Genomic DNA, 23,053 nt, shown 5'->3' with positions numbered 1-23,053 from the left:
CTCGACGGAGCCTTGCGCTCACATGCCGCCGAGGATCTGCGCAACCAGGATTTTGCCGATCATCGCCACGGGGTAAACCAACGCGTAGCCCATAGCGACCCGCGGATCTGAGTTTGTCCGCGAGTTCGCGAACGCCAACACAGCGGGTTGGGTTTGCGCACCCCCAAGCACACCCGCGGTCTGGGTGCCGCCCATCTTGAACATCCACCGCATAGACGCGTAGAGGCCCGCACCCATGATCGTGGTTATAAGGGCCCCGAGGATGAGGATTTGCCACCATTGCCCACCGGTGAAGGCTTGCGCAATCTGCCCACCCGCGTTGGTGCCCGCTTGCGCCAGGAAGATGAGTAGGCCGAACTCGGACAGCACCATGGCAGCCGTGTAGGGGATCGCGGTGACTACGCGGCCCACGCGGCCTACGCGTCCGAAGATCAGGCCGACGATCAGCGTGCCGGCGGCGGAACCGATTGAGAAGTAGTCCCCGGATGGCGTCAGGATCGGCAGCTCACCGAGCAGAATTCCGAGGGCCATTCCGAATCCGAGGGCGATTGGGTTAATGTCGGATAGGCCGCGCGCGGAGTCTCCGAAGAACTTGGTGATTTCTTTGATTTTTGAGGTGGGGGCCACTACCCTCACCCGGTCGCCTTGCTGTAGCACGAGGTCTGGTTCGCCTACCATGTCGATATCACCGCGACGTACCCGGGAGATGGTGCCGGAGAATTTGGCGGGCAAATCTAGGTCCGCAACCGTGTGGCCCGCTAGTTTCGGATCGGACACCGTGATGCGGCGGAAATCTAGGTAGGAGCGGTCTTGGATCAGCGAATGCGATGAGCCGTGTCCCAGTTCAGTAGCCACCCGGGTGACGAGTTCGCGCGGCCCCACAACGGTCACTAAGTCGTCTTTGAACAGTGCGTCGGACATGGCGGGGCGCGAAATCGGCCCGGTTTCACCGCGGCGGATGCGCGAGAACGTGACTTTGCGACCCATCATTTCGAAGATGTCACCCACGAGGGGATTGTCGGTGCGTTCCACGCGGATGGTGCGGTTCGCTAGTGGCGAGGGGGTGTCCGTGTCGTGTTTGCCGTAGCTCAGGGCCATGCCCGCGGCGATCATCATGCCGATAACCCCAAACAGGTAGGCCACGGCGTACCCCACGGTGGCGGCCCCGATGTCGCCGGAAGCTTGACCAGCGGCAGCTAGCGCAGGCGTGTTTGTGAGGGCACCGGCGAACGTGCCGGACACCATGGATATCGGTAGGTCGAACACGAATCTGCCCAGCAGGTATGCGGCGCCGGCAGCAACAATGTAGAGCATCACCATGCAGAGGATGGGGCCTACCGCGGTTTTTAAGTTGTGGAAAAATGCGGCTCCGGCGTTGATCCCGATGGCGAACGTAAATATGGCTAGCCCCAAGATCCCAAGTTCGTGAGGGACTCGCACCTCAATGTTGCCGGCTTGTGCCCACGCGGAGATCCCGATGGCGGCGAACAGTACGCCCGCCGCCCCCAGCCCCACGCCTCGGATTTTGATGTGCCCGAAGGCCATCCCGATTCCCAGTAAAAGGAACAACGTCAGTACTGGTTGTTCCGCTAAGAAGGTGAAAACTGCGTTCACGTTGTAAATGCTCCTACATACGCTCAAGAGGTCGCCGTGGGTTACGGCGGCTTATACAGTCTTGCGGCAGTCGCGTGCCACAATCTCTAGTATGTCAGTGCATTTGTAAATTTCGTAAGCATACAGTCCCAAACGCGCGGGTCTTCGCCTCCGGTTTTCCGTATTTTGGGTTGACATCATCCGCATGAGGGACTTCCGTCTCGAAGCCTCGAGGCATTCACATCCTAATGGTTGCCGCACTCGCGTTCTTGCCGGCCCGAGGTACGTGCGTTCCTCAATCTTGCTAGACCCACCTTCCATGGGCCCGAGGTACGGGCGTTCCTAAGAATAGTCCCTGAAACCGGCTCCTAAAACGGGCTCCTAGAAAAGGGTTGCATGCGGTTTTCCGTGGGGCGATGGTTAGTGGATTGAAGTTTTCTTGTTCCCTAAGAGCCGGTCGGGGAGCGTGAGGGGTTGTTCGAAAGTCCACCCGGGGTCGGTGAGCATCCGCGCGGCTGCGAGGCCAACGCCGATAGCGAGGATGACGAACGAGATGCTGGTTAGTGAACCGAGTGCCTGCATGAAGGAGCCGTCGTTCAGGGCGTTGATAGCCCGGTAGAACGGCACCCCCGGGATCATGATGACAACTGCGGGGACGGATAGGGAAACGCGCGAGTAGTAGGTGCGCAGCGCGATCGCGGTTGCGGTAAGCCCAACGAGTAGCGCCATGATTCCCGCCATGAGTTGGCTGGGCGCACCGTTTGCGTTGAGCAGGATCCGCGCTGGGTTCAAAGCGGCGCCAACCAGTGCAGCACACGCGGCGACGCGGGGCCGGCAGTTGAATAGGACTGCGAAGCAGAACGCGGCTACGAACGTGGCGGCGGTGTTCAACCCGTACAGTTGCAGTGTCGACAACCCCAGGTCGGGGGCTGCGGCGGTAACTTCCCAGCTGAACAAAGAGGTGACGAACCAGGCCCCCACCCCGGCGGACACCATGAGGATAAGCACGTAAAGGCCGCGCATTACGCCGGCGACCAGGTCGAACCTCACTAAATCAAGAATGGCGGTGGTGAGGGGGAAACCGGGAATGAGGAACAGGATTGCAGAGACGATCCCCGCTTGGTGCGTGTCGTCAACCATGCCGGTTACGAACAGGGCTTGCACGAGCGCCACGTAGATCGAGCAAGACAGGATTGAGCACAGCATCCACACGGCCGCGTGATTAACTTTGCGGCGGTTCAGCCACACCCGCAGCGCTTGTCCGAGGAATGCGGCAATCAGTACCGCAAGGCAGTCGATGGGCCCACATTTGTTGAGCCAGCCGAAGCATGCACAGCCCGCGCCAGAGGCAATGGCGAGCTGCATGGGAGAGTAGAGGGCGGGGCGGGTTGCGATCTCATCTAGTTTCTCGTCGATATCCTCGGCGATCATGTGCGGGTGCAGGTTGCGAACCAAGGCTCGCAGGTCGTCAATGCGCGCGGCGTTCACGCCGATGGCGCGTTGCTCAGCCAACTCGGTGCGGAACGTGCCGGATGCGAACGCGGTGGTGGTTACCTCATGAAAAAATACTTGCGAATGGAACTCATCTATTCCCACTGCTGCAGCCAGGCGCGCCATGGAGGTTTTTACGCGGTAGGCACCTGCCCCCGCGCCCATGAGCATGCGGCCCAGTTTTAGAACCACCCCGGTTTGCCGCACCAGGCGTTCGCGAGCGTGCTGACGCCTGGCGGTCTGCTCTTCGGTTAAAGAAAGGGAGGCGAGTCGCTTCTCAATGTCTTGCCGTTCCCGATCCTCACTGCTTGGGGTTTGCCCGATTTTGCTGGTTTCAGCTTCCCCCGAGTCGGCAGAGTTGGGGTCGGGGTCAGTGCGGTCAGGGGGCGTGGAAGAGGTCGAGGAACCTCGAAGGAGTTTTCTCAATCGCTTAAATAACACGTTCCCAGTGTAGAACGACCGTGCTTGAGAAATCACTGCAACAGTCCTAAACCAGCTGCACTCCAAGTGCAAGTGCCTGCTCGTGAGCGAGTATTCGTGCTTCGCAGCCCGGTATCCTTTTATGATGTAGGTAGAGAATGCGATTGGGTTGAATTTGCGGGTTTGGCCTGAGGGCCGGCCTTGGTGAAAACGCAGTGTTAGGAGAGTTACCGTGGCGCAAATCCTGTACGACGACGATGCAGATTTAGTGGTTATTCAAAACAAGAAGGTCGCAGTCGTGGGGTATAACGCGTTAGCGAGAGCGCATGCCCTGAACCTGCGTGACACGGGTGCGGACGTGATTGTGGGGGTTCAGCCGGAGGATCCCACGGGGCAGCGAGCTGCGGAAGAGGGGCTGCCCGTCGCCCCGATCGCGCAGGCGGTTGATGGCGCGGACGTGGTGGCACTGCTGGTCGCCGATTCAGCGCAGGTGGGGATCTACACCGAACAGGTGGCACCGAACCTCAAGCAAGACGCAACCCTCGTGTTTGCACACGGGTTTAACGTCCGCTACGGCTACATTGACCCCGGTAGGCACGACGTGTGTTTAATCAGCGCAAAATCTGCTCCGAGTGAGCTGCGCCGCCTGTTTGAACAGGGGCAAGGCGTGCCCGCAACAGTCGCGATCAGTGACGACGGTTCCGGACGCGCGTGGGAGGTAGCGCTGTCGTACGCCAAGGCGCTTGGAGCTACGCGTGCTGGAGTGATTAAAACCACGTTTGATGAGGAAGTTGAAGCGGGCCTATTTGGAAAAATCGCGGTGGAACGCGGTGGAATCCTAATGCTCATGCAGTACGGTTTCGAAACCCTCGTGGACGCAGGATACGAACCCGAGGTCGCTTACTTGGAGGTGTGCCACGGACTGCGCCCGCTCATGGAACTGGTGTCCGACCCATCGGCAAGCGTGCCGGTGGGTGCCTCGGCAAGTGAAGCAGCAAACCGGCCGGCAGATCAACGGGATAGCGTCTCGGAGAGTGGATCAGCAAACGCGCCTATGGGGCTGGAAGAAGTGAATACTGCGCTTTACGGAGCGCTCGTTGAAGGCCCGCGCGTAGTGGCACCTGAAGTTAAGAAACACATGCGCGAGGTGCTGACGCGGATTCAAGACGGGACGTTCGCGCAGCAGTTCATTGACGACCAGGCAGGCGGCGGGCAAGAACTCCGCGCGTTAACTGAGCAGGCGCGCTCCCACCCGATGCGCCGCGCCCAGGAAACTTTGAAAACCGCGTTTGGCTTCAATAACTAATGGAGCGCTAGGCACCTGCGCCGGTAGTTCCTGGCGCGAGATGCGGGTTAGCTCACGATGCGGCGGCACTCGAGGTAGTAGCGTTTCTCTTCTGCTTCTCCAAGTGAAAACGATTTGCGCGGCATCGTGCCGTTTGCCGACACGTAGTCAAACAGGGCAGACCTAGAGAGGGTTGGCAGCAGCAGGCCAACACTATCGGTTTGCGCCACCAGTGCGCGGGTAGCGTCACTGCCGTGCACGTACTCTAACGCCGCCGCAGGTAGGCTTTGCTCGGACAGTAGGGTGTCAAGAATCTGCTGTACCGCCTCTATCAGCAGCGGTCCAGGCTGGGCCACCTCAATCTGCCTCGTCCCGTTTTGCGCAGAAACCACCGCCACTTGCGCAAGCGGATCCTGGGGATGCGCCGCGTTCCACACCTCAACCGCGTCGAGTAGCACCTGCGTGTCAACGCCTTGCAAGAGCCGGTGGATAGGTTCCAGCACCAGCCCCTCCTCGTGCACATTCAAAACTTCCACCAAAGCGTAACGCGCCGGATGATCCTCGCTTGCGCCCTCGGACTTCAGCTGTTCCCAATGCATTTTCGCAGTCGCTAACGATTGGTTCCCATCTCCAACGATCGCACCGAACCCACGGTCCGGATCCGTCAAGACGCGTTCCAACGCAGCATTTAACGCCTGCCACAAGTCACTGCTCGCATCAATCCGCCAGCCCCGCACGTGCCCACCATCGAGCATCAAATCCGTGTCGTACAGCTGCTCCAAATCCTTAACCACCTCTGGTGGGAGCAAACCAAACACGTCCCCATCAGGATCGTCAAACAGCACCTGCGCGTGCGGCAGTTCCAACGTGGCGCCCGCCCGCACCTGTGCGCGCACTGGAATCCTCTCGACCACCGGAGCTTCCGAAGCGCGCACCTGAGTGTCTGCAGCCGCCTCATAGGAATACTGCTCAAGATCCAACGCCAAAACTATTGAGCGACGCCGACTCGCCTGCGCGGAGGCGCGCTCAACATACACCACGGTGTTCGCGCGCGGCACCAGCACCTGATCCGCGTACGCCCGCATCGCTTCGTGAACCCGGGCAATCCGCGCCCGCGCCTGCGCGGAATCCTCAAGCGGCAAAAAAACCTCAGGCACAATCATGCGCAAAGTAGAAGGAGACTGGCCGACTATGCCCTCCACCTGCTGCCAATACTGCAAAGAAGCCGAATGCTGGTCGGCTGCGATCACAGCCCAACGGAACCAGTCAACATCTTGAGGCAGTAGCACGGTAGTGGGTTTAAACAAAGCCGCCATGATCCTCCTGTATTCAAATGCTGCTCTTATCATCGCAGATACCCCAGTGAAACACCGAAACCCCCGGATTCAAACCCGGGGTAAGATGGGGGAAGTGTTGAAACTAGCAAGAAAGATGGAAATGCCCAACGACGGATTGGAACACAACCCCACAGCATTAGAACGCGCGGCCGAACAACCGCTGCCAAACGCAGACACGTTAGCGAACGAGTTTGAGGTGCTGCAGCACCCAGCGCCCGCAACGCCCGCGCAATGGCAAGAGGCGATGGAGAAACTGCAGTTCGGAACCAGTTTTTCCGACCACATGGCGACCGCGCATTGGAATCCGCAGCAGGGGTGGCACGACAAACAAATACAGGCTTTCGCCCCACTCGAGATCTCCCCGGCGTGCTCTGTGCTTCACTATTCGCAAACCATCTTCGAAGGGATGAAGGCCTACCAGCATGCAGACGGTTCCATTTGGACATTCCGCCCCGGATACAACGCCGCCCGCTTCACCTACTCTGCGCAGCGGCTGGCGATGCCCGCGCTGCCAGTCAGTGACTTCCTGGCTTCACTAGTGCAGACCGTGCGGCTCGATGCCCGCTGGGTGCCGCAGCAGCGGGGCGCGTCCCTATATTTGCGCCCCCTCATGTTCGCCTCGCAAGCATTTCTGGGGGTGCATCCCGCGCAAGAAATCACGTACCTGATGATGGCCAGCCCAGTGGGATCCTACTTCGCAAGTGGTCTGGCGCCAGTGTCTATCTGGGTTGCGCAAGACTACCACCGCGCCGGCCCAGGTGGCACGGGAGATGCGAAAACCGGCGGTAACTACGCGGCTTCGCTACTACCTCAAATCCGCGCGTCAAAGGCTGGTTTCGACCAGGTTTGCTACCTGGATGCGCAAACAAATAAGAATCTTGAGGAACTGGGCGGCATGAACGTGTTCGCAGTGCGCCGCGATGGGGCCCTGATTACCCCGAAGTTGACGGGCACCATTTTGGAAGGAGGAACGCGCAGCGCGATCGCTCGCATGTGTCGCGATGAGGGCCGGCCCGTGTTCGAACAAACCGTGGCACTGTCGCGGTTGTTGGAGGAGATAGACTCCGGGGAAATCACCGAGATGTTCGCCTGTGGCACAGCGGCAGTGGTAGTGCCCATCGGCCGGCTCGCCGGCGACGGGTTCGACGTTACCTTACCGGGTAGTGGCGTGGCGCAGCGTATTTACGATCGGCTAACCGGGATCCAGCAGGGGAGGGGCAAAGACCCGTACGGGTGGATGTACCGCCTCGCGTAAGGGCAAAACTTTGGGGAGGGCGCGGCGCCCTCCCCAAAGTGTTTGTAGCGTAATCGAGCTTGTAAAAAGCTACTGGCTAGTGCTACTTATCGTCGCCAGTAATTTCATCCTTCAGTTTGTTGAAGCCCGCTTTTGCGTCTTCGCCGAGCTCCTCAACCTTATCCTTAGCGGTCTCGAACGCATCCTTGATCTTGGACGAAGCCTGGTCTGCTTTACCTTCGGACTTCAAACCCTTGTCGTCGGTTACTTTGCCGACACCCTCTTTTACTTTGCCGCCTAGGTTCTCGGCCTTGTTCTCAATCTTATCTTCTGCTGACATTTGCCGCTCCTAACGTGTTAGTGGGTAAGTCAGGTGACTTACAGATACCAATTAGAACTTATACGTTTAAACGCCGTTACGCTACCCGACGCGGCCCAAACGCCATCGAACCTATCCGCACGCGGGTCGCACCTTCGGCGATCGCCAGGGGAAAATCACCGCTCATCCCCATAGACAGTTCCGTTGCGTCCACAAGCCCCTGCTGCACCGCCGCATCGCGAATCTGCCGCAGCTGGGCAAAAGAGCGTCGCACCAGCGTTTCGTCATCCGTGTGCGCCCCAATCGTCATGAAGCCAACCAGGTGCAGTGCGGGCAGCTCACTTATTGCCCCAGCCAGTTCGAGCGCATGCTCTGGATCCACTCCCGACTTCGTGTCTTCCCTCGCGGTATTCACCTGCACCATCACGTTCAGCACGCGCCCCGGTTCCACGCGTTTAGCTACCGCTTGCGCCAGCTTGAGGGTATCGAGCGTCTCAATTTCCTCAACCACCCGTAAAGCGTGGTTGATCTTGTTTTTCTGAAGCGGCCCAATCAAGGTCGGATAAAAATCCGCAATCCCAAGATCGCGCAACCCCGGGGTGCTCACCTGCGCTTCCTGCACCCGGTTCTGCCCCAAAATGGCTCGCTGCCCCCGCTTGTTCAACGCGTGAACCGCCTGCGCGATCTCGTTGACCGTACGGGTCTTGACCGCCAGCTCCAGCTGCACGTGTGCGCGATCACGCCCCGCCTGCTGCGCGGAAGTGTGGATTTGTTCTAGGATCCTGTCGATTCGACAATCAATACTTTCACTCACACTTAGAGCCTACCGCGGCTCCCTTTCAGCTTTGGTCCGCCGCGGGCCGAACGCCACCTGTGAATACCCCACGTAGCGCAACAGGGTACCTAAACCAACCCCAATAATGTTCGCAGACACATTGTCCGCAAGCGCGTCCGTGAGCCCCATCAGGTAGTGCGACACCCACAGGCACACCACAGGTGGGGCTAAACCGAGTGCGTTAATCACCATAAAACTAACGAACTCGCGGCCCAGGGAATGCCGCTGCCGGTTAGCGAACGTCCAAGACCGGTTCATCACCCACGAAAACAACGTTGCCGCCACCGCTGAGATCACTTTCGCCGTAACCACATAGTGGCTCAGCATAGTGAATCGCAACGCATTGAACACCCCCAGGTCCACCACGTAGTTCATGCCGCCCACCAGTAAGAACTTGAGGCCCTCGCGAACCTGCGGCCGCCCCGTCACCCTCACCGCGGGCCCACACTCAACAGTCGCAAGCACACCTCGTCCCGCTCGCGGGTTAACGCCAAGTCCACCAGTGCCACCAGGCGCCAGTCCCCATCACCATCTGGGTCCTCGAACGTGTAGCTGACGAGCATGCGGTCGGTCAGATCCGCATTTGCCTCAACTAAACGGTCGGGCACGCCCGCGTCCACAAGGTCCGCGTCCGTCGCATCTGCCGTTAGCGTGAAGCGGGCGCTGGAACGCGCCTCCGCGCTGGCACCAAGCCAGTCGTACTCCGCGTAGTACCGGTCCAGAACACTATCCCACCGGTCCGCTGTCCACTTCTCTGCCCCGTCCGAATCCTCAAAACCCGCGAGCCCATCCACGTCATCCAACGTGAACCGGTCCACGCGGCGGAACACTTCGTTACGCACCGCGCGGGCCAGCAGGTGCGGATTTGAACTCATGCGCACCACCCCGTCTGCATCGGCGCCGAACGCGCGCTCCACCGCAGTGTCAGTGTTCGCCGCATCGCTTGGCTTAGCGGCCTGCGGATTCGATAGTGCCTCCCACTCGTCTAACAGGGAGGAGTCCACCGCCTTAATCAGACCGGCCAGCCAGTCTAGAATCTGCTCAACCTCGTCCGTGCGGTACCGGTCGGGCACAATCTGACGCAGCGCCCGGTACGCGTCGGAGAGGTAACGCAGCACCACGCCCTCGGAACGGGCAATGTCGAAACGCGAAATCAGATCCGAAAACGTCATCGCGTTCTCCACCATGAAGCGCACCACCGACTTGGGGGCAAGCTCATGGCCCAGCACCCACGGGTTCGACTCCTCAAACGTCCGAAAAGCAGGCACCAGCAGTTCCGCAAGCGGCTGCGGCCACGTCACTTCCTCTAACGCTTCCATCCGATCTGCGTAGTCCAACCCCGCGGCTTTCATCTGCTCCACCGCATGGCCTTTCGCCTCATGCAACTGGGCAAACAAAAGGGGACGCGGATTTTCCAAAACCGCTTCGACTACTGACACGACATCCAACGCGTACGTCGGGGCGTCCGGGTCCAGTAAGTCTAACGCCGCCAATGCGAACGGGGAGAGCGGTTGGTTGAGCGCAAAATCTTCCGGGAGGGAACGCACGAGCTGCAACCGATCCACCCCCCGCTCTTGGGCGGTCGCAGTGGATAGTTTGTCCACCACGCCGGCCTGGCGCAACGACGTGTAAATCTGCCCAAGGCGGCGCAAATGCGGGTTCGAAACCGCGGGTTCAGAGTGGTTCTCGGTGGCCAAATACAGCAGGTGTTCGGTGGGGGACTGGGGGTTCGCCAGCACGTTCAGCACTATTGAGTGAGAGAACTCGAACTGGGACGACAGCGGTTCCGGCTGTGCATGCTGCAGGCGTTCAAATGTGGATTCGGACCAGCTGACTTGCCCGGCCTCGGGTTTCTTCTTCACGAGTTTGCGCCGCTTTTTCGGGTCATCACCCGCCTTCTTTTCTTCGATCCGGTTCTCAATCACGTGCTCCGGGGCTTGCACCACCACCCAACCGACTTCATCGAATCCAGCGCGCCCGGCCCGCCCGGCAATCTGGTGGAACTCGCGGGCAGACAGGATCCGCTGGCGGCGACCATCGAATTTCACGAGGGACGTGAGCAGCACCGTGGTGATCGGAACGTTAATCCCCACGCCGAGCGTGTCAGTACCACAGATCACCGCGAGCACACCCGCTTGCGTGAGCTTTTCAACGAGCCGACGGTAGCGCGGCAGCATCCCCGCGTGGTGCACCCCCACGCCCGCAACAAGTAGGCGCCGTAGGATCTGGCCGAAACCGCGGCCAAACTTGAATCCCCCGATCGCGTCCTTGATGCGCTGCGCATGATGTTTAGACACCAGGGTTTCACGGGCCAGTGCATGCGCGGTGCTCATCGCGGCTTTTTGCCCAAAGTGCACGATGTAAATGGGGTACTTACCTGCCTCAATCAAATCCGCCACCACCGTGGCCAGGCGGTCGTAGGAAAAAGACATTTCCAAGGGAACGGGGCGCTGCGCATCATTCACCAGCGCCACCGAGCGGCCCGTTCGTTTCTTCAGGTCCTGCTGAAAAAACGTGACGTCCCCCAAGGTGGCGGACATGAGCACGAACTGCACGCGCGGTAGCTCCAAGAGTGGAACCTGCCACGCCCACCCCCGATCTGGGTCCGCGTAAAAATGGAACTCGTCCATAATCACCATGTCCGCATCCAAATCCGCGCCCTCACGCAATGCTTGGTTAGCGAGGATTTCTGCGGTGCAGCAAATAATCGGTGCGTTCGCATTCACGGACGCGTCCCCGGTCACCATTCCGACGTTCGCGGAACCAAACAGGGCAACGAGGTCAAAGAACTTTTCTGACACCAACGCTTTGAGTGGGGCAGTGTAGTACGACCGCCCGCCACGTGCGAGCGACAAGAAATGCGCCGAGAGTGCGATCATGGACTTACCCGAACCCGTGGGGGTGGCGGCAATGACGTGCTGGTCGTCTAGCAGCTCCAGGAACGCCTCGTCTTGGTGCGGGTACAGGGGCCGGCCAGATTCTTCCGCCCACGTGGTGAACGCCGTGTAGATGGCTTCTTCGTCATCTAATTGTTCGCGGTCTTCCAAGTCGTCAAGCAGTGAGTTCAATGCGGCCATAAGTCGATTGTCTCAAAAACTTGGGCCCAGCCAAACACCGGGTTCCCTATTTTTCGCGCAGCCAAAAACCGGGCGTTCCAGTTATTGAACAAACTCCCGGGGTAATGCGGGGTTTAGAAAACAGTTCGGTAAACTCATGCGAGTATATTCACGCTGATACACCCCACTGTCTGTGGAGTTAGATATGCGAGGTTCTGATGCACAGTACTATTTACGCCCTCAGCGCCGCCGAATCTGTAGGTGCGGTTGCGGACTGGATTACCCTGCACGTCACAATGTGGGTCCTGTTCGGCGCGGGCGTCTTTTTTACTGTCATCACCCGTTTCGTCCAAGTCCGCCACCTACCGCGCATGGTGCGCACGGTTTTACATTCCCGAGGGGACGCGCACGGCGGAATCTCATCGTTCCAAGCGTTCACGATTTCGCTGGCAGCCCGCGTGGGCATTGGGAACGTTTTCGGGGTGGCCGCCGCCCTCATGTTCGGTGGCCCCGGGGCCCTCGTGTGGATGTGGGGAGTGGCGCTAGTGGGGATGGCGACCGCGTTTTTTGAGGCAACGCTCGCCCAAGTATTCAAAGTGCGCGGGCCCGACGGGTCTTTCCGTGGTGGCCCCGCGTACTACATGCGGCTGGGAATGCATTCGCGCGCACTGGGCGTGGTTTTTGCGATCATCACGATCGTCACGTGCGGATTCGTAATCACTTCCGTGCAGGCGAACGCAATTGCTCAAACGGTGGTGGAAACCACGGCGCTGAGTGAAACGCAAATCGCGATCATAATGGTGGTGTGCGCAGCCCCCGTCATTTTCGGTGGGGTACGGCGCGTGGCGCGGGTAACCGAGTACTTGGCGCCCATCATGGCTACGTTCTACGTCCTCGTCGTCGTTGTAATCATGCTCATGAACCTGTCGAAACTACCGGGCCTCTTCTCACTCATTTTCGCGAGCGCATTCGCTCCCAAACCAATCGTCTCCGGCCTTGGTGGGGGAATCCTCGCCGCCCTCATTACCGGGACGCAGCGCGGCATGTTTTCAAACGAAGCGGGTCAGGGCACCGCCCCGAACGCGGCTGCAACCGCCACCGTAGACCACCCGGTTAAACAGGGGTTTGTGCAATCCCTAGGCGTGTTCGTAGACACCATCATCGTGTGCACCGCAACCGCCATGGTGATCCTAATCGCTGGGGAACGCGTCTGGTCTGCGCCCGGAGTTAACCCCTCAAACTTAACGATGTTGGCGGTCCAAAACGAGTTGGGGAACTGGACTGTGATCCCCATGGCGATCATGATTTTCGTGCTCGCATTCTCCTCTATAATCGCCGCCTACGTGTATTCCGAAGTGAACATGGACTTCATCGTCTCTTCCCCCGTGGGCCGGTGGATCGTGCGCATCGTTTCCGTTGCCTCTGTTGGGATCGGCGCGGTAGCCAGCCTACAGCTGGTGTGGAACATGGTGGACATCGCCATGGCCGTCATGACGGTGATGAACCTGCTCGCACTGCTGTACCTCTACAAGTGGGTCGTGGGCGTACTCAGAGATTACGAATCACGCAAAGGCGCGCCCTTCAACCCTCAAGAATGTGAATTTCTACCCGCAAAACTACCTGCCGAAGTAGCGCAGTAAACGGGAGCTAAGCATGATTACCAGGATTCTTTCGACACTTGAAAACACGCTCATGTGGGCAGTGGACATGCTGTACTCGTGGGTCCTACTGTTCCTGCTGATCGGCGTTGGCCTGGCGTTAACCGCGTACCTGAAGGGCGTGCAATTTCGACATTTCAAAGACATGGTCCGCTCGCTAGCGAACTCGCGGACAGCAAGCCGAAATGGGATCTCCTCATTCCAAGCGTTCGCAGTTGGAATCGGCACGCGCATCGGCATTGGAAACATCGGTGGGGTGGCGCTTGCCCTAATTATGGGTGGGCCCGGCGCGATCTTCTGGATGTGGATCGTCGCCGCGGTCGGAATGGCATCCTCATTCGTCGAATCCGTACTGGCACAACTATTCAAAGTCCGCCACGCAGACGGCACGTTCCGCGGCGGGCCAGCGTACTACCTGCGGCAAGGTCTGAACTGTAAACCAGCGGCCGTAGTGTTTGCCGCAATCACGGTACTCGCCTGCGGATTCGCCGTACCCATGGTGCAGGTCAACACCGTGGCCGCCACGTTTGCTGCCAACCACGGGGTACCCACGTACTCCACAATGCTGTTCTTCCTGTTGCTACTCGCACCCGTGATCCTAGGGGGAATCCGTTCCGTAGCCCGCGCGTCCGAATACTTAGCGCCCATCATGGCCGGCGCCTACGTGGTCATCACCCTCGTGGTGCTTGTCCTGCACCCCGGCCAAGCGCTCGCGGCCCTAACCAGCATTTTCACCGCCGCATTCGGACCCACCCAAGTAGCTGGTGGCGTAACCGGCGGATTGTTCGTCGCCCTCGTGAACGGGGCGCGCCGCGGCTTGTTCTCTAACGAAGCCGGGCTGGGCACCACCCCGAACGCGGCCGGCGCAGCCGCGGTAGACCACCCCGTGCAACAAGGATTCTTGCAAGCCTTCGGCGTGTTCGTAGACACCATCGTCGTGTGCACCGCCACCGCCCTACTGATCCTCGTGTCTGGCGTTTACACCCCGGGCATGGACCCGGCGGCAGCGGGCTCGTTAACCGCCCAAGCCGTCACTTCCTCCCTGGGTTCGTGGATGGCACTCCCCATGTCGCTAATCATCTTTATATTTGGATACACCTCCGCCTACGGTGCATACTCTTATGGGCAAGTTGCACTGGACTCACTGACCTCCAACCGCGCGGCCTCGTGGGGCTTTCGCGTACTAGCCGTGGCCGTAGCCGGGTTGGGAGCCGTCGTTAAACTACCGGTCGTGTGGGCACTGTCGGATTTCCTCCTCGGCCTGGGCGGAATCATCAACCTCGTCGCCATCGTCGTGTTGGTGCGGTGGGTGCGGGTCGCGCTCGAAGATTGGGAGAAACAAACCCAACTCGGTACGCGCCCCGTGTTTAACGCCGGTAAGTATCCCCGCCTCAGGCCAATCCTGGAAAACAGGGTGTGGTCTGAGGGTAGTGATAGGAAGGTGCAGTAACAACGATCGGAGACTAGACATGACGACATTAATGAACGGGGTAGCAAGCGCAGTGCAATGGGCGGCGCAAATGCTCTATTCATGGGTCCTAGTCTTCCTTCTGATTGGGGTGGGCATATACCTCACCATCTACATGCGGGGCGTGCAAATCCGCCACTTCCCAAACATGATCCGCGCACTCAAAGGGGCGCGCAGCATCAAAGGGCAAGAAGTCAGTTCCTTCCAAGCCTTCGCCGTTGGCCTGGGCACGCGCATTGGAATCGGAAACATCGGGGGCGTGGCACTCGCTCTTATTATGGGTGGGCCAGGCGCGATCTTCTGGATGTGGATCGTGGCCGCAGTCGGGATGGCAACCTCATTCGTTGAATGCGTACTCGCGCAAATCTTCAAATCAGAAGTAGAACCCGGTATTTACCGAGGCGGACCCGCCTACTACATTTCCCGCGCCCTGGGGTGGAAACGCGTGGCCGCGGTTTCGGCGTGCATTTCCGTCGTCGCATCCGGCTTGGCCGTGCCCATGGTGCAGGTCAACACGGTTGCGTCCACCCTCGGGGCGAACCACGGCGTACCCACGTGGGTGACGATGCTGATCTTCCTCGTCCTCCTCGCACCCGTGATCTTGGGCGGCATGTACTCGGTGGCGCGTGCCTCCGAGTATTTAACACCCATCATGGCGGGCCTGTACATTTTGGTGACGATCGCGGTGCTGGCGCTGAACCCCGCTGCCGCAGCCGCCGCCTTCGGGTGGATAATCACCGCTGCATTCGGCCCCACCCAAGTGGCGGGTGGCGTGACCGGCGGGTTGTTCGTAGCGTTGGTGAACGGGGCGCGCCGCGGCCTGTTCTCTAACGAAGCTGGCCTGGGCACCACCCCGAACAACGCGGGGGCAGCCACCGTCGCCCACCCGGTGCAGCAAGGCCTCGTGCAATCACTGGGCGTGTTCATCGACACGATTGTGGTGTGCACCGCCACCGCTTTGCTGATCCTCGTTTCGGGCGCCTACCATCCCGCGATGCCGACGCAAGCTGCGGGTTCCTTAACTGCCCAAGCTGTGACCTCCTCCTTGGGCTCGTGGATGGCATTGCCGATGTCCCTGATGATCTTCGTGTTTGGCTACACGTCGGCGTACGGCGCATACTCGCACGGGCAGGTGGCGCTCGATCATCTGAGTCGCAGGCCGGCGGTCACGTTGGTTTATCGGGCGGCCGCAGTGTTGGCAGCATCTGCCGGCGCAATTGTGAACTTGCCCGTTGCTTGGGCATTATCTGACTTACTCTTGGGGTTGGGCGCTATTATTAACCTCGTGGCCATCGTCGTGTTGGTGCGGTGGGTGCGTTTGGTGCTGCAGGATTGGGAGAGTTTGAAGCGGCGCGGCAAACCACTCGTGTTCAATGCAAACCGATACCCCGAATTGCGTGAACTCACGCAAGAGGGCGTGTGGAATGGTGAGCTACGGTAAATAACCGCATGTGACCGCTCTGGGTGGCCGCAGCGCTAAACCGCCATTGACCTGGAAAGGGAGTACCTATGTACTCAGCAAGCATCGTTGATACGTTTGAATCCATTGATTCAACGCTGGCGAATCTTTTTACATTGTTTTACGATAATCCGTTGCAGATGAACGTGATTTACGCGCTCGCTGCCGCCGGAATCGTGTTCACAATCTGGACGCGCGGCGTGCAACTGCGGTTCTTCCCCGCAGCCTTGAAAGCGGTTTTCTCCTCCCGGGCGGATGCGGAAGGGGGGATTTCCTCGTTCCAAGCTTTCGCGATTGGCCTGGCGTCGCGCGTGGGGACCGGCAATATTGCTGGGGTTGCGATCGCGATCGTCCTCGGCGGCCCCGGCGCCGTGTTCTGGATGTGGATCGTTGCGATTTTAGGGATGTCAACGGCGTTCATTGAGGCCGTGTTGGCGCAGCTGTTCAAGATCCGCTCTAAAGACGGGTCTTTCCGCGGCGGGCCTGCCTATTACATTCGCGACGCACTCGGGTCAAAACGAGTGGGCGCCGTGTTCGCCATCTTCTTGATTTTCGCGTACGGATTCTCATTCAACATGGTGCAGGCGAACACGATTTCAAACGTGGTGTCCACCCAGTTCAACGTACCCACCTGGAGCGTGGCGCTGGTTTTGCTGCTGATTAGCGCACCAATCATTTTTGCTGGGATTAAACCAGTTGCCCGTTTCGCTGAGGTTCTTGCGCCCTCCATGGCGATTGCATACATTCTGTTTGCGGTTGTGATCATCGGGTTGAATGTGATGGATGTGCCGGCGGTGCTGGTGCAGATCGTCCACTCCGCGTTCGGTTGGGACCAGGTGGTTGGCGGTGGCGTCGGTGGGTTCATGGCGGCGTTAACGAACGGGGTGAAGCGCGGCCTGTTTTCGAACGAGGCCGGGATGGGGTCGGTGCCGAACGCGGCGGCGACCGCGACGGTGCGTCATCCGGTGCAGCAGGGCCTGATCCAAACCCTGGGGGTGTTTGTGGACACGATGATTGTGTGCACAGCCACCGCCTGCATCATCCTCTTCTCGGGCTTGTACAACCCGGGGATGAGTAGCAACGATGGGGCGGCGTTGACGGTTGAGGCGATCAGTACGAACCTGGGGACCTGGGTGGAGATCCCGATGGCAATCATCATCTTCGTTTTCGGCTACTCCTCGGTGCTGGGTAACTACACGTACGCGGAGATCAACTGGAACTACCTGCGGGGTATGAACGCGTCAACAGTGCCCCTTAAGGCCCTCGTACTGGTGTCCGTGGGCTTGGGCTCGGTCATATCGCTCAAGGCGGCGTGGAACCTGGCGGATATTGCGACCGCGTTCATGACGATGCTGAACATCGTTGCCCTGTTTCTGCTGGGCCGGTACGCGGTGGGGGCGCTTCGAGACTGGGTGGATCAGCGGCGTTTCTCTGATGCTCCACCCGTATTTTGCGTAACGGATAACAAGTACTTCCCCCAGGGGCTGCGCGGTTCAACCGTGTGGTCGCGCGAGGCCGTTAAACAACAGTGGGGTGAGATTCCGCGTTACTATGGCGTGCAGAAGGAGGGTTAGAAAACTATGAAGGTCGTGAGGTTCAAACCGGCGGGCAATCCGCGCTACGGGGTGTTAGAAGAAGGTTCCAGTCGGATTCTTGGGCTCAAAGGTGATCCCCTGTTTCAACAGGTGGAACCGTCCGGGGAGTTCTTCGAGGTGGACGAAGTGCGGTTACTTTCGCCCGTGATTCCGCGTTCTAAAGTAGTGGGGGTGGGCCGCAACTACGCGGATCACGCGCACGAGTTGGGCAACGAAGTGCCTCAGGACCCAATTTTGTTTTTTAAACCGAACACGTCTGTGATCGGCCCGGACGACCCGATTGTGTTGCCACCTTGGTCCAACGAAGTGCATTACGAGGCGGAATTGGCTGTGGTGGTGAAAACGTTGTGCAAGGACGTGGCTGCGGACAGGGCGAAAGATTATATTTTGGGCTACACGGTTGCCAATGACGTGTCTGCCCGCGATGTGCAGCGAAGTGATAACCAGTGGGCGCGGGCGAAGGGATTTGACACGTCGTGCCCGTTGGGTCCGTGGATTACAGTGGATCCTGACTTGGATCCGCACGACCTGGATATTTCAACCACGCTGAACGGGCAGGTGGTTCAAACGGGTAATACCCGCGACATGCTCGTTGGCGTGGGGGAGTTGATTGAGTACATTACGCACGCGTTCACGCTCTTGCCCGGGGATGTGATTTTGACGGGCACTCCCGCGGGTGTGGGGCCGATGCAGGCTGGTGACCGGGTGGAATGCACGATTAGTCAGATTGGTACGCTCGGTAATTTTGTGGTGCGTCGATAGGTGCGATTGTAGTTGCCGGGTTGGGAAAACAGTTCCAGTAGTGTGGTGGATGCGCAGACGCGTAAGATTCATGAGGTTCTAGCAGCTCAGTCGCTGCCGATTCTGTCTGTGCGCGGGCAGGTCGAAGAGGCGGCTGCGCGGGGCGGCCGGTTTGTTTTGTCGGCCACGCCGGGCAGTGGGAAAACCACGTTGGCGCCCCTCATGTTGGCTGGTGTCCGGCCGGGTCGCGTTCTGGTGGCGGCGCCGCGGCGGGTGGCGGTGCGCAGTGCCGCCCGGTTTGTGGCCGCCCTGTTTGGTGAGCCGGTGGGACGCACGGTGGGCATGTCGATGCGTGGGGATCGGCGGGTTAGTGACCGCACCCGCGTGGAGTACACCACCACTGGGGCGCTGTTGCGGCGAGTAATTAACGAACCGGACTTGCCGGGGGTTAGTGCCGTGTTAATAGATGAGGTTCATGAGCGGCACGCGGATGCGGATTTGGCGTTAGCGATGGTGCTGGATGTGGCGGATTTGCGCGAAGACCTGCTGGTGGGCGTGATGTCCGCAACCGCGCAGAACGAACTGTTTGAACACTTGCTGGAGCCGGCGAGGCGCATTGAGGCGCGCGGCCAGATTTTTCCGCTGGAGGAATACTGGCGTCCGCATCGAAGCCCGTTGGATGCCGGTGGGCTCACCCGCGGGTTCCTAAGCCACGTGGCTGACGTGGCCCGCGCGGCGTTCGACCGTCACGGTTCCACATTGGTGTTTGTCCCCGGGGTGCGGGAAGTGGAGGCGGTGCGCGGGCAGTTACAAAACCTTGGGGTACCCGCGTTGCCACTGCACGGGTCACTGACTTCTGAGCAGCAAGACGCTGCGCTGGCCGATGGCAAGCGCGTGGTGGTGGCAACCGATATTGCGGAAACTTCCCTGACAGTACCGGGGGTGAATTGCGTTGTGGATAGTGGTTTTACCCGGGCCCCGCGGTTCGATCTGGCGCGGGACGCGCAAGCACTCGTAACGGTCCGGGAATCGCGTTCGTCTGCGCGGCAGCGGGCGGGGCGGGCGCATCGCACCGGGCCGGGCGTGGTGTACCGGTGTTTTAGCGAGGTAGATTTTGCCCGCCTGGAGCGGTTTGTGCGTCCTGAAGTGGAGTCGGTTGATTTAACTGAGCCGGTGCTTTTAGCCCACGCGTGGTCTGCGCCAGCGCAGTTGCGGCTGCCCACGGCAATGCCTGCCCCAGCGATGGAGCGGGCCGAAGCGAACCTGCGGGGTATCGGGGCTTTAGACGAGTCGAATGCGTGCACTAATAGTGGTCGCACCCTGGTGGGGATCCCAGTTGATCCGCGGATGGCGCACGCACTGTGCACGGTTGCAACGTGGGTGAATGATGCGGCGGCCAAAGCGGAGGTTAACGGGAAGCGCGGCGCCACTAGCTTGGTGCGGGTCGCCGCCCAGGCAGTGGCATTGCTGAATACGGATGCGCGCCTTCCCGGCAGTGACTTAGAGGCAGCGCTCGCCAGCGCGGACAAACGTGAGGTTGCGCGGCTGCTCAAAGTGGCGCGGCGCGACTATCCGCTGACGCCGCGGGAGCGCAAATGTTTAGCACACGCGCCCGGGCTGACTAAAGTTCAGGTACCCGGTTTAGTTACAGCGCTGGCGTTTCCGGGGCGGGTAGGTAAGCGCCGGGGGGAGGACCGGGCCGGGCGGGCGAGATTCACGGCAGTTTCTGGCACGGGTTTCGTTGTGGACCCGAATTCGCCGCTGCACGGTGAGTCGTGGATTGCGGTTGGCGCGGTGCAGACGATTCGCGGAGTGACACACGTGCGGGCGGGAGCACCGCTGGATCCAGAGTTTTTGCCGGTAACGAACCCATCTGATTTTTGTGAAGTGCAGACAGCCGAAGTGATTTTGGACCGCGTGGTGGGGCAGCGAGTGCGCCGGGTTGGGGCGATTGAGATTTCCAGGGAGCGCACGCGTGCCGAGTATGCCCCAGCGCTTGAGGCGTTGCGTGAACTGGTGCGCGAACGCGGACTGGCGGTGTTCAAACCCAGTCGGCAAACTCAGCGGCTACTGGATGCGATGACGTTCTTAGCTGGAGCTGATGAGGCAGCGAAGCACAGTGCCGGCGAGGCGGCCGACGCGAGTGCTGAACCGGGCGAAGAAGCAAAATCAGCGAATGCTCACCCTAGTGCCAAGCGGTGGCCAGCACCTACTGCGGAGTTTTTCGTAAACCATTTGGAACTGCTGATTGCCGGCACGCGTGCGTTAGAAGGGGAGCGGCTGTCGAGTATTGCGGTGACCACGGGAATCCGGAACGTGTTGGGCTGGGAAAAAGCTGCGCAACTGGACCAGCAGGTGCCCCAGCGCGTGCAGTTGCCCAGCGGCCGGTTCGCTCCAGTGGAGTTCGACCCCGAGCGGGGTCCCACGATCCGTGCAAAGCTACAGGAGTGCTTCGGGTGGCGGGATGTCCCCCGGGTGCTGGGCAGGCCCCTCACGATTGAACTGTTAGACCCCGCTGGGAGGCCGCTGGCGATAACCGGGGACCTGGAGTATTTTTTCAACGAGGTGTACTCGCAGGTGCGCTCGCAAATGCGGGGCCGGTATCCGAAACACCCGTGGCCCGAGGACCCGTGGGCGGCGGTGGCCACGAACCGCACAAAGCGTCGCATGTAACCCAGCGCCACCTCGAATCCTCAGGCAGCTAATCTAGCTTCAACAAGCAATCCCACCGCAACAGGCAATCCCACCGTAACAGGGTGCTGGCTGGGCGTTACTGTACGGCAGGGGCAAACCGGTGGACGCTCGCGCTAGTTACTGCAATAGATCCTTCAACGGAGGCGAGTGCGACCTGTCGGGCGCCCTTCCCTTGGGGGAAGTTCAGGGAGGTCAGCGACGTGCTGCATCCGTTTGCAAACACCTCCAGCGAACCCTTATCTACCAGCACGCGAAGCTGTAGGTGGTCCCCACCGTTGTAAGGCATGGAACGGTACCCGCGCTCACTGGGAACAGCTAAACCGCGATCCAAGTAGATCCGCTCCGACAGGGAATCGTACCCAACTACTGCGCAGGACTGCTCGGTTGCATGCACTAGCAAGGCAACTTGTTCAGAGGAAGTCGCGGTCAAATCAACCTCCACGTTCACTTCCCCGGCTTGCAGGTCTGCGCAGAGCACGCGGGTTTCGTTGGGGCCGAGCGTATCCGCGTCAATGCGGGCGAGTTGCGGGCCGTGCAACCCCTCGATTTCCTTGACAGGACGAGCGCATAGTTCCCCATTTGCAGCTAAAGTCAGCTCCCGGGGCGTGCACTGCTGTCCGCTCCAATGGTCCGCCACCGAAGCCAAAGGTCGGTCGAAACCACCCATCCACGCAAACAGGATGCGCCGCCCATCCGGTGCCTGCATGGTTTGGGGCGCGTAGAAGTTGTGCCCTAGATCGTATTGCGCGTACTTAGACGTCACCTCAAAATCCGAACCGGGTTGCCACCGGCCCACCACGTACCCCGTGTTGTGCCCGTTTCGCCCCGAATATCCTTGAGGTTTCGCGTGCGTCATAGGGCCGTACAACAGTACCCACTGGTCGCCAAGTGGGAAGAAGTCGGGGCATTCGACCATGTACACGTTCCGATCAGGGGCGGTAAATAGCACGCGGTCAAACTCCCAGTGCTTGAGGTTTTTTGAGGTGTACAACCACACTTCACCACGGTTCTTAACGCTCGCGGCAACCACCAGGTACCAAGTGTTACCCATGCGCCACACTTTAGGGTCGCGAAAATCCTCCACTCCTTCTGGGGGTGCAATTACCGCCCCGCGCTTTTGAAACGTGATGCCATCTTTGGAGGTAGCCAGGCATTGAGTTTGGATTTTCCCATCCGCGTCGTCACGGCCGTTCACCCACTGGTTACCGGTGTAGAACACGACGAGCTCGTCATCGTCCACCACCGCGCACCCAGACCACACGCCCCCGGTGTCCTGTGTAATCTCACCGTTGTTTGGCTCAGTTCCTCCCTCAGGAATATTACTGGGGGCCAGGGCAATGGGGTGTCGCTGCCAGTGAACCAGGTTTGGGCTGGAAACGTGCCCCCAGTGCATCGGACCCCAGTGGGGTGCGTACGGGTAGTGCTGGTAGAACACGTGGTAGCGGCCTTTGAAGTAGCACACCCCGTTGGGGTCATTCATCCATCCTGCTGCGGGGGCAATGTGGAATTGCGGGTACCAGCGGTCCGCACGCTGGTTTTCGAGGTTGTGGTTTGCGTACATCGCTTCGGTAATCGCCGCGTCCGACTCCCCCTCAGACGAAATGAACCCGATTGAATGCGACTTACCCATGCGCAAGGTGCGGGCCGTGGCATCGCGAATGTACCCCAACTCGTGAGCCGCCTGCCACACCCGCTGCTGCGTGCGATCCGAAATGCGGCGGCCCGTATGGTTCAACACGAGCGACACGGTGGCAACAGAAACCCCCGCAAGTTTCGCAACATCAGCCATCCGTGGTTTAACACTCACCGCAATCCCTTTCCACCAAAATCCACTCGCCCAGGCGCCCCTGATAGTTCAAACAGGCCTG

Annotated in this window: 16 protein-coding genes; 8 read left to right on the top strand and 8 right to left on the bottom strand. The window is 59.9% G+C overall.

Annotated elements, in window-relative coordinates; all coding sequences use genetic code 11:
- Window positions 1–18: 18 nt before the first annotated feature.
- Complete coding sequence (locus CJ187_RS04820; RefSeq protein ID WP_102217194.1) at window positions 19–1,614, bottom strand: aspartate:alanine exchanger family transporter; 1,596 nt, start codon at window positions 1,612–1,614, stop codon at window positions 19–21.
- 399 nt (window positions 1,615–2,013) lie between these two features.
- A complete protein-coding gene (locus tag CJ187_RS04815; RefSeq protein ID WP_146003125.1) occupies window positions 2,014–3,510 on the bottom strand; it encodes a threonine/serine ThrE exporter family protein in 1,497 nt (498 codons plus the stop codon).
- A gap of 226 nt (window positions 3,511–3,736) precedes the next feature.
- Here CJ187_RS04815 and ilvC point away from each other — a divergent pair, with 226 nt between their 5' ends.
- Complete coding sequence (gene ilvC / locus CJ187_RS04810) at window positions 3,737–4,810, top strand: ketol-acid reductoisomerase (RefSeq protein WP_102217196.1); 1,074 nt, start codon at window positions 3,737–3,739, stop codon at window positions 4,808–4,810.
- A gap of 47 nt (window positions 4,811–4,857) precedes the next feature.
- Here the strand turns inward: ilvC and CJ187_RS04805 are convergent, their stop codons facing one another.
- Window positions 4,858–6,105, bottom strand: a complete 1,248-nt coding sequence (locus CJ187_RS04805; protein WP_158237765.1) for a DUF1015 family protein — start codon at window positions 6,103–6,105, stop codon at window positions 4,858–4,860.
- Between the two features lie 121 nt (window positions 6,106–6,226).
- Here CJ187_RS04805 and CJ187_RS04800 point away from each other — a divergent pair, with 121 nt between their 5' ends.
- The gene (locus tag CJ187_RS04800) at window positions 6,227–7,381 is read left to right on the top strand and encodes a branched-chain amino acid aminotransferase (protein ID WP_102217272.1); all 1,155 of its coding nucleotides are present in this window, start codon (window positions 6,227–6,229) and stop codon (window positions 7,379–7,381) included.
- Window positions 7,382–7,463: 82 nt separating this feature from the next.
- Here the strand turns inward: CJ187_RS04800 and CJ187_RS04795 are convergent, their stop codons facing one another.
- From CJ187_RS04795 to CJ187_RS04780, 4 genes are all read right to left on the bottom strand, one after another.
- Window positions 7,464–7,700 carry a CsbD family protein gene (locus CJ187_RS04795; RefSeq protein ID WP_102217198.1) on the bottom strand — a complete coding sequence of 79 codons (237 nt, stop codon included), beginning with the start codon at window positions 7,698–7,700 and terminating at the stop codon, window positions 7,464–7,466.
- A 76-nt stretch (window positions 7,701–7,776) separates the two neighbouring features.
- The gene (locus tag CJ187_RS04790; protein ID WP_102217199.1) at window positions 7,777–8,493 is read right to left on the bottom strand and encodes a YggS family pyridoxal phosphate-dependent enzyme; all 717 of its coding nucleotides are present in this window, start codon (window positions 8,491–8,493) and stop codon (window positions 7,777–7,779) included.
- Window positions 8,494–8,502: 9 nt separating this feature from the next.
- Window positions 8,503–8,979, bottom strand: a complete 477-nt coding sequence (locus tag CJ187_RS04785) for a GtrA family protein (RefSeq protein WP_199171136.1) — start codon at window positions 8,977–8,979, stop codon at window positions 8,503–8,505.
- Window positions 8,946–11,591, bottom strand: coding sequence for a DEAD/DEAH box helicase (locus CJ187_RS04780; RefSeq protein ID WP_102217200.1), 2,646 nt, complete (start codon window positions 11,589–11,591; stop codon window positions 8,946–8,948). The genes CJ187_RS04785 and CJ187_RS04780 overlap by 34 nt, the downstream gene beginning before the upstream one ends.
- A 197-nt stretch (window positions 11,592–11,788) precedes the next feature.
- On the opposite strand from CJ187_RS04780, the gene CJ187_RS04775 reads away from it, so the two are divergent.
- From CJ187_RS04775 to CJ187_RS04750, 6 genes are all read left to right on the top strand, one after another.
- Window positions 11,789–13,210, top strand: a complete 1,422-nt coding sequence (locus CJ187_RS04775; protein ID WP_102217201.1) for an alanine/glycine:cation symporter family protein — start codon at window positions 11,789–11,791, stop codon at window positions 13,208–13,210.
- A gap of 13 nt (window positions 13,211–13,223) precedes the next feature.
- On the top strand, window positions 13,224–14,678 hold the full coding sequence (locus CJ187_RS04770) for an alanine/glycine:cation symporter family protein (RefSeq protein WP_102217202.1): 1,455 nt from the start codon (window positions 13,224–13,226) through the stop codon (window positions 14,676–14,678).
- A 19-nt stretch (window positions 14,679–14,697) separates the two neighbouring features.
- On the top strand, window positions 14,698–16,137 hold the full coding sequence (locus CJ187_RS04765) for an alanine/glycine:cation symporter family protein (RefSeq protein ID WP_102217203.1): 1,440 nt from the start codon (window positions 14,698–14,700) through the stop codon (window positions 16,135–16,137).
- Between the two features lie 68 nt (window positions 16,138–16,205).
- A complete protein-coding gene (locus CJ187_RS04760; RefSeq protein WP_102217204.1) occupies window positions 16,206–17,729 on the top strand; it encodes an alanine/glycine:cation symporter family protein in 1,524 nt (507 codons plus the stop codon).
- Window positions 17,730–17,735: 6 nt separating this feature from the next.
- Complete coding sequence (locus CJ187_RS04755; protein WP_102217205.1) at window positions 17,736–18,512, top strand: fumarylacetoacetate hydrolase family protein; 777 nt, start codon at window positions 17,736–17,738, stop codon at window positions 18,510–18,512.
- A gap of 12 nt (window positions 18,513–18,524) precedes the next feature.
- Window positions 18,525–21,164, top strand: coding sequence for an ATP-dependent helicase C-terminal domain-containing protein (locus CJ187_RS04750; protein ID WP_146003126.1), 2,640 nt, complete (start codon window positions 18,525–18,527; stop codon window positions 21,162–21,164).
- 97 nt (window positions 21,165–21,261) lie between these two features.
- Here CJ187_RS04750 and CJ187_RS04745 read toward each other — a convergent pair whose 3' ends face one another.
- Window positions 21,262–22,992, bottom strand: a complete 1,731-nt coding sequence (locus CJ187_RS04745; RefSeq protein WP_146003127.1) for a sucrose-6-phosphate hydrolase — start codon at window positions 22,990–22,992, stop codon at window positions 21,262–21,264.
- Between the last annotated feature and the right edge of the window lie 61 nt (window positions 22,993–23,053).

Source organism: Gleimia hominis, assembly GCF_002871945.2.
GTDB classification, from domain to species: domain Bacteria; phylum Actinomycetota; class Actinomycetes; order Actinomycetales; family Actinomycetaceae; genus Gleimia; species Gleimia hominis_A.
This window is presented reverse-complemented; position numbering and strand designations above follow the sequence as displayed.

What these genes read in the sequence shown, in the direction of transcription:
- CJ187_RS04805 (WP_158237765.1), bottom strand. Translation starts at nt 6,105, where the DNA reads ATGGCGGCTTTGTTTAAACCCACTACCGTGCTACTGCCTCAAGATGTT.
- CJ187_RS04800 (WP_102217272.1), top strand. Translation starts at nt 6,227, where the DNA reads ATGCCCAACGACGGATTGGAACACAACCCCACAGCATTAGAACGCGCG.
- CJ187_RS04795 (WP_102217198.1), bottom strand. Translation starts at nt 7,700, where the DNA reads ATGTCAGCAGAAGATAAGATTGAGAACAAGGCCGAGAACCTAGGCGGC.
- CJ187_RS04780 (WP_102217200.1), bottom strand. Translation starts at nt 11,591, where the DNA reads ATGGCCGCATTGAACTCACTGCTTGACGACTTGGAAGACCGCGAACAA.
- CJ187_RS04775 (WP_102217201.1), top strand. Translation starts at nt 11,789, where the DNA reads ATGCACAGTACTATTTACGCCCTCAGCGCCGCCGAATCTGTAGGTGCG.
- CJ187_RS04770 (WP_102217202.1), top strand. Translation starts at nt 13,224, where the DNA reads ATGATTACCAGGATTCTTTCGACACTTGAAAACACGCTCATGTGGGCA.
- CJ187_RS04765 (WP_102217203.1), top strand. Translation starts at nt 14,698, where the DNA reads ATGACGACATTAATGAACGGGGTAGCAAGCGCAGTGCAATGGGCGGCG.
- CJ187_RS04760 (WP_102217204.1), top strand. Translation starts at nt 16,206, where the DNA reads ATGTACTCAGCAAGCATCGTTGATACGTTTGAATCCATTGATTCAACG.
- CJ187_RS04755 (WP_102217205.1), top strand. Translation starts at nt 17,736, where the DNA reads ATGAAGGTCGTGAGGTTCAAACCGGCGGGCAATCCGCGCTACGGGGTG.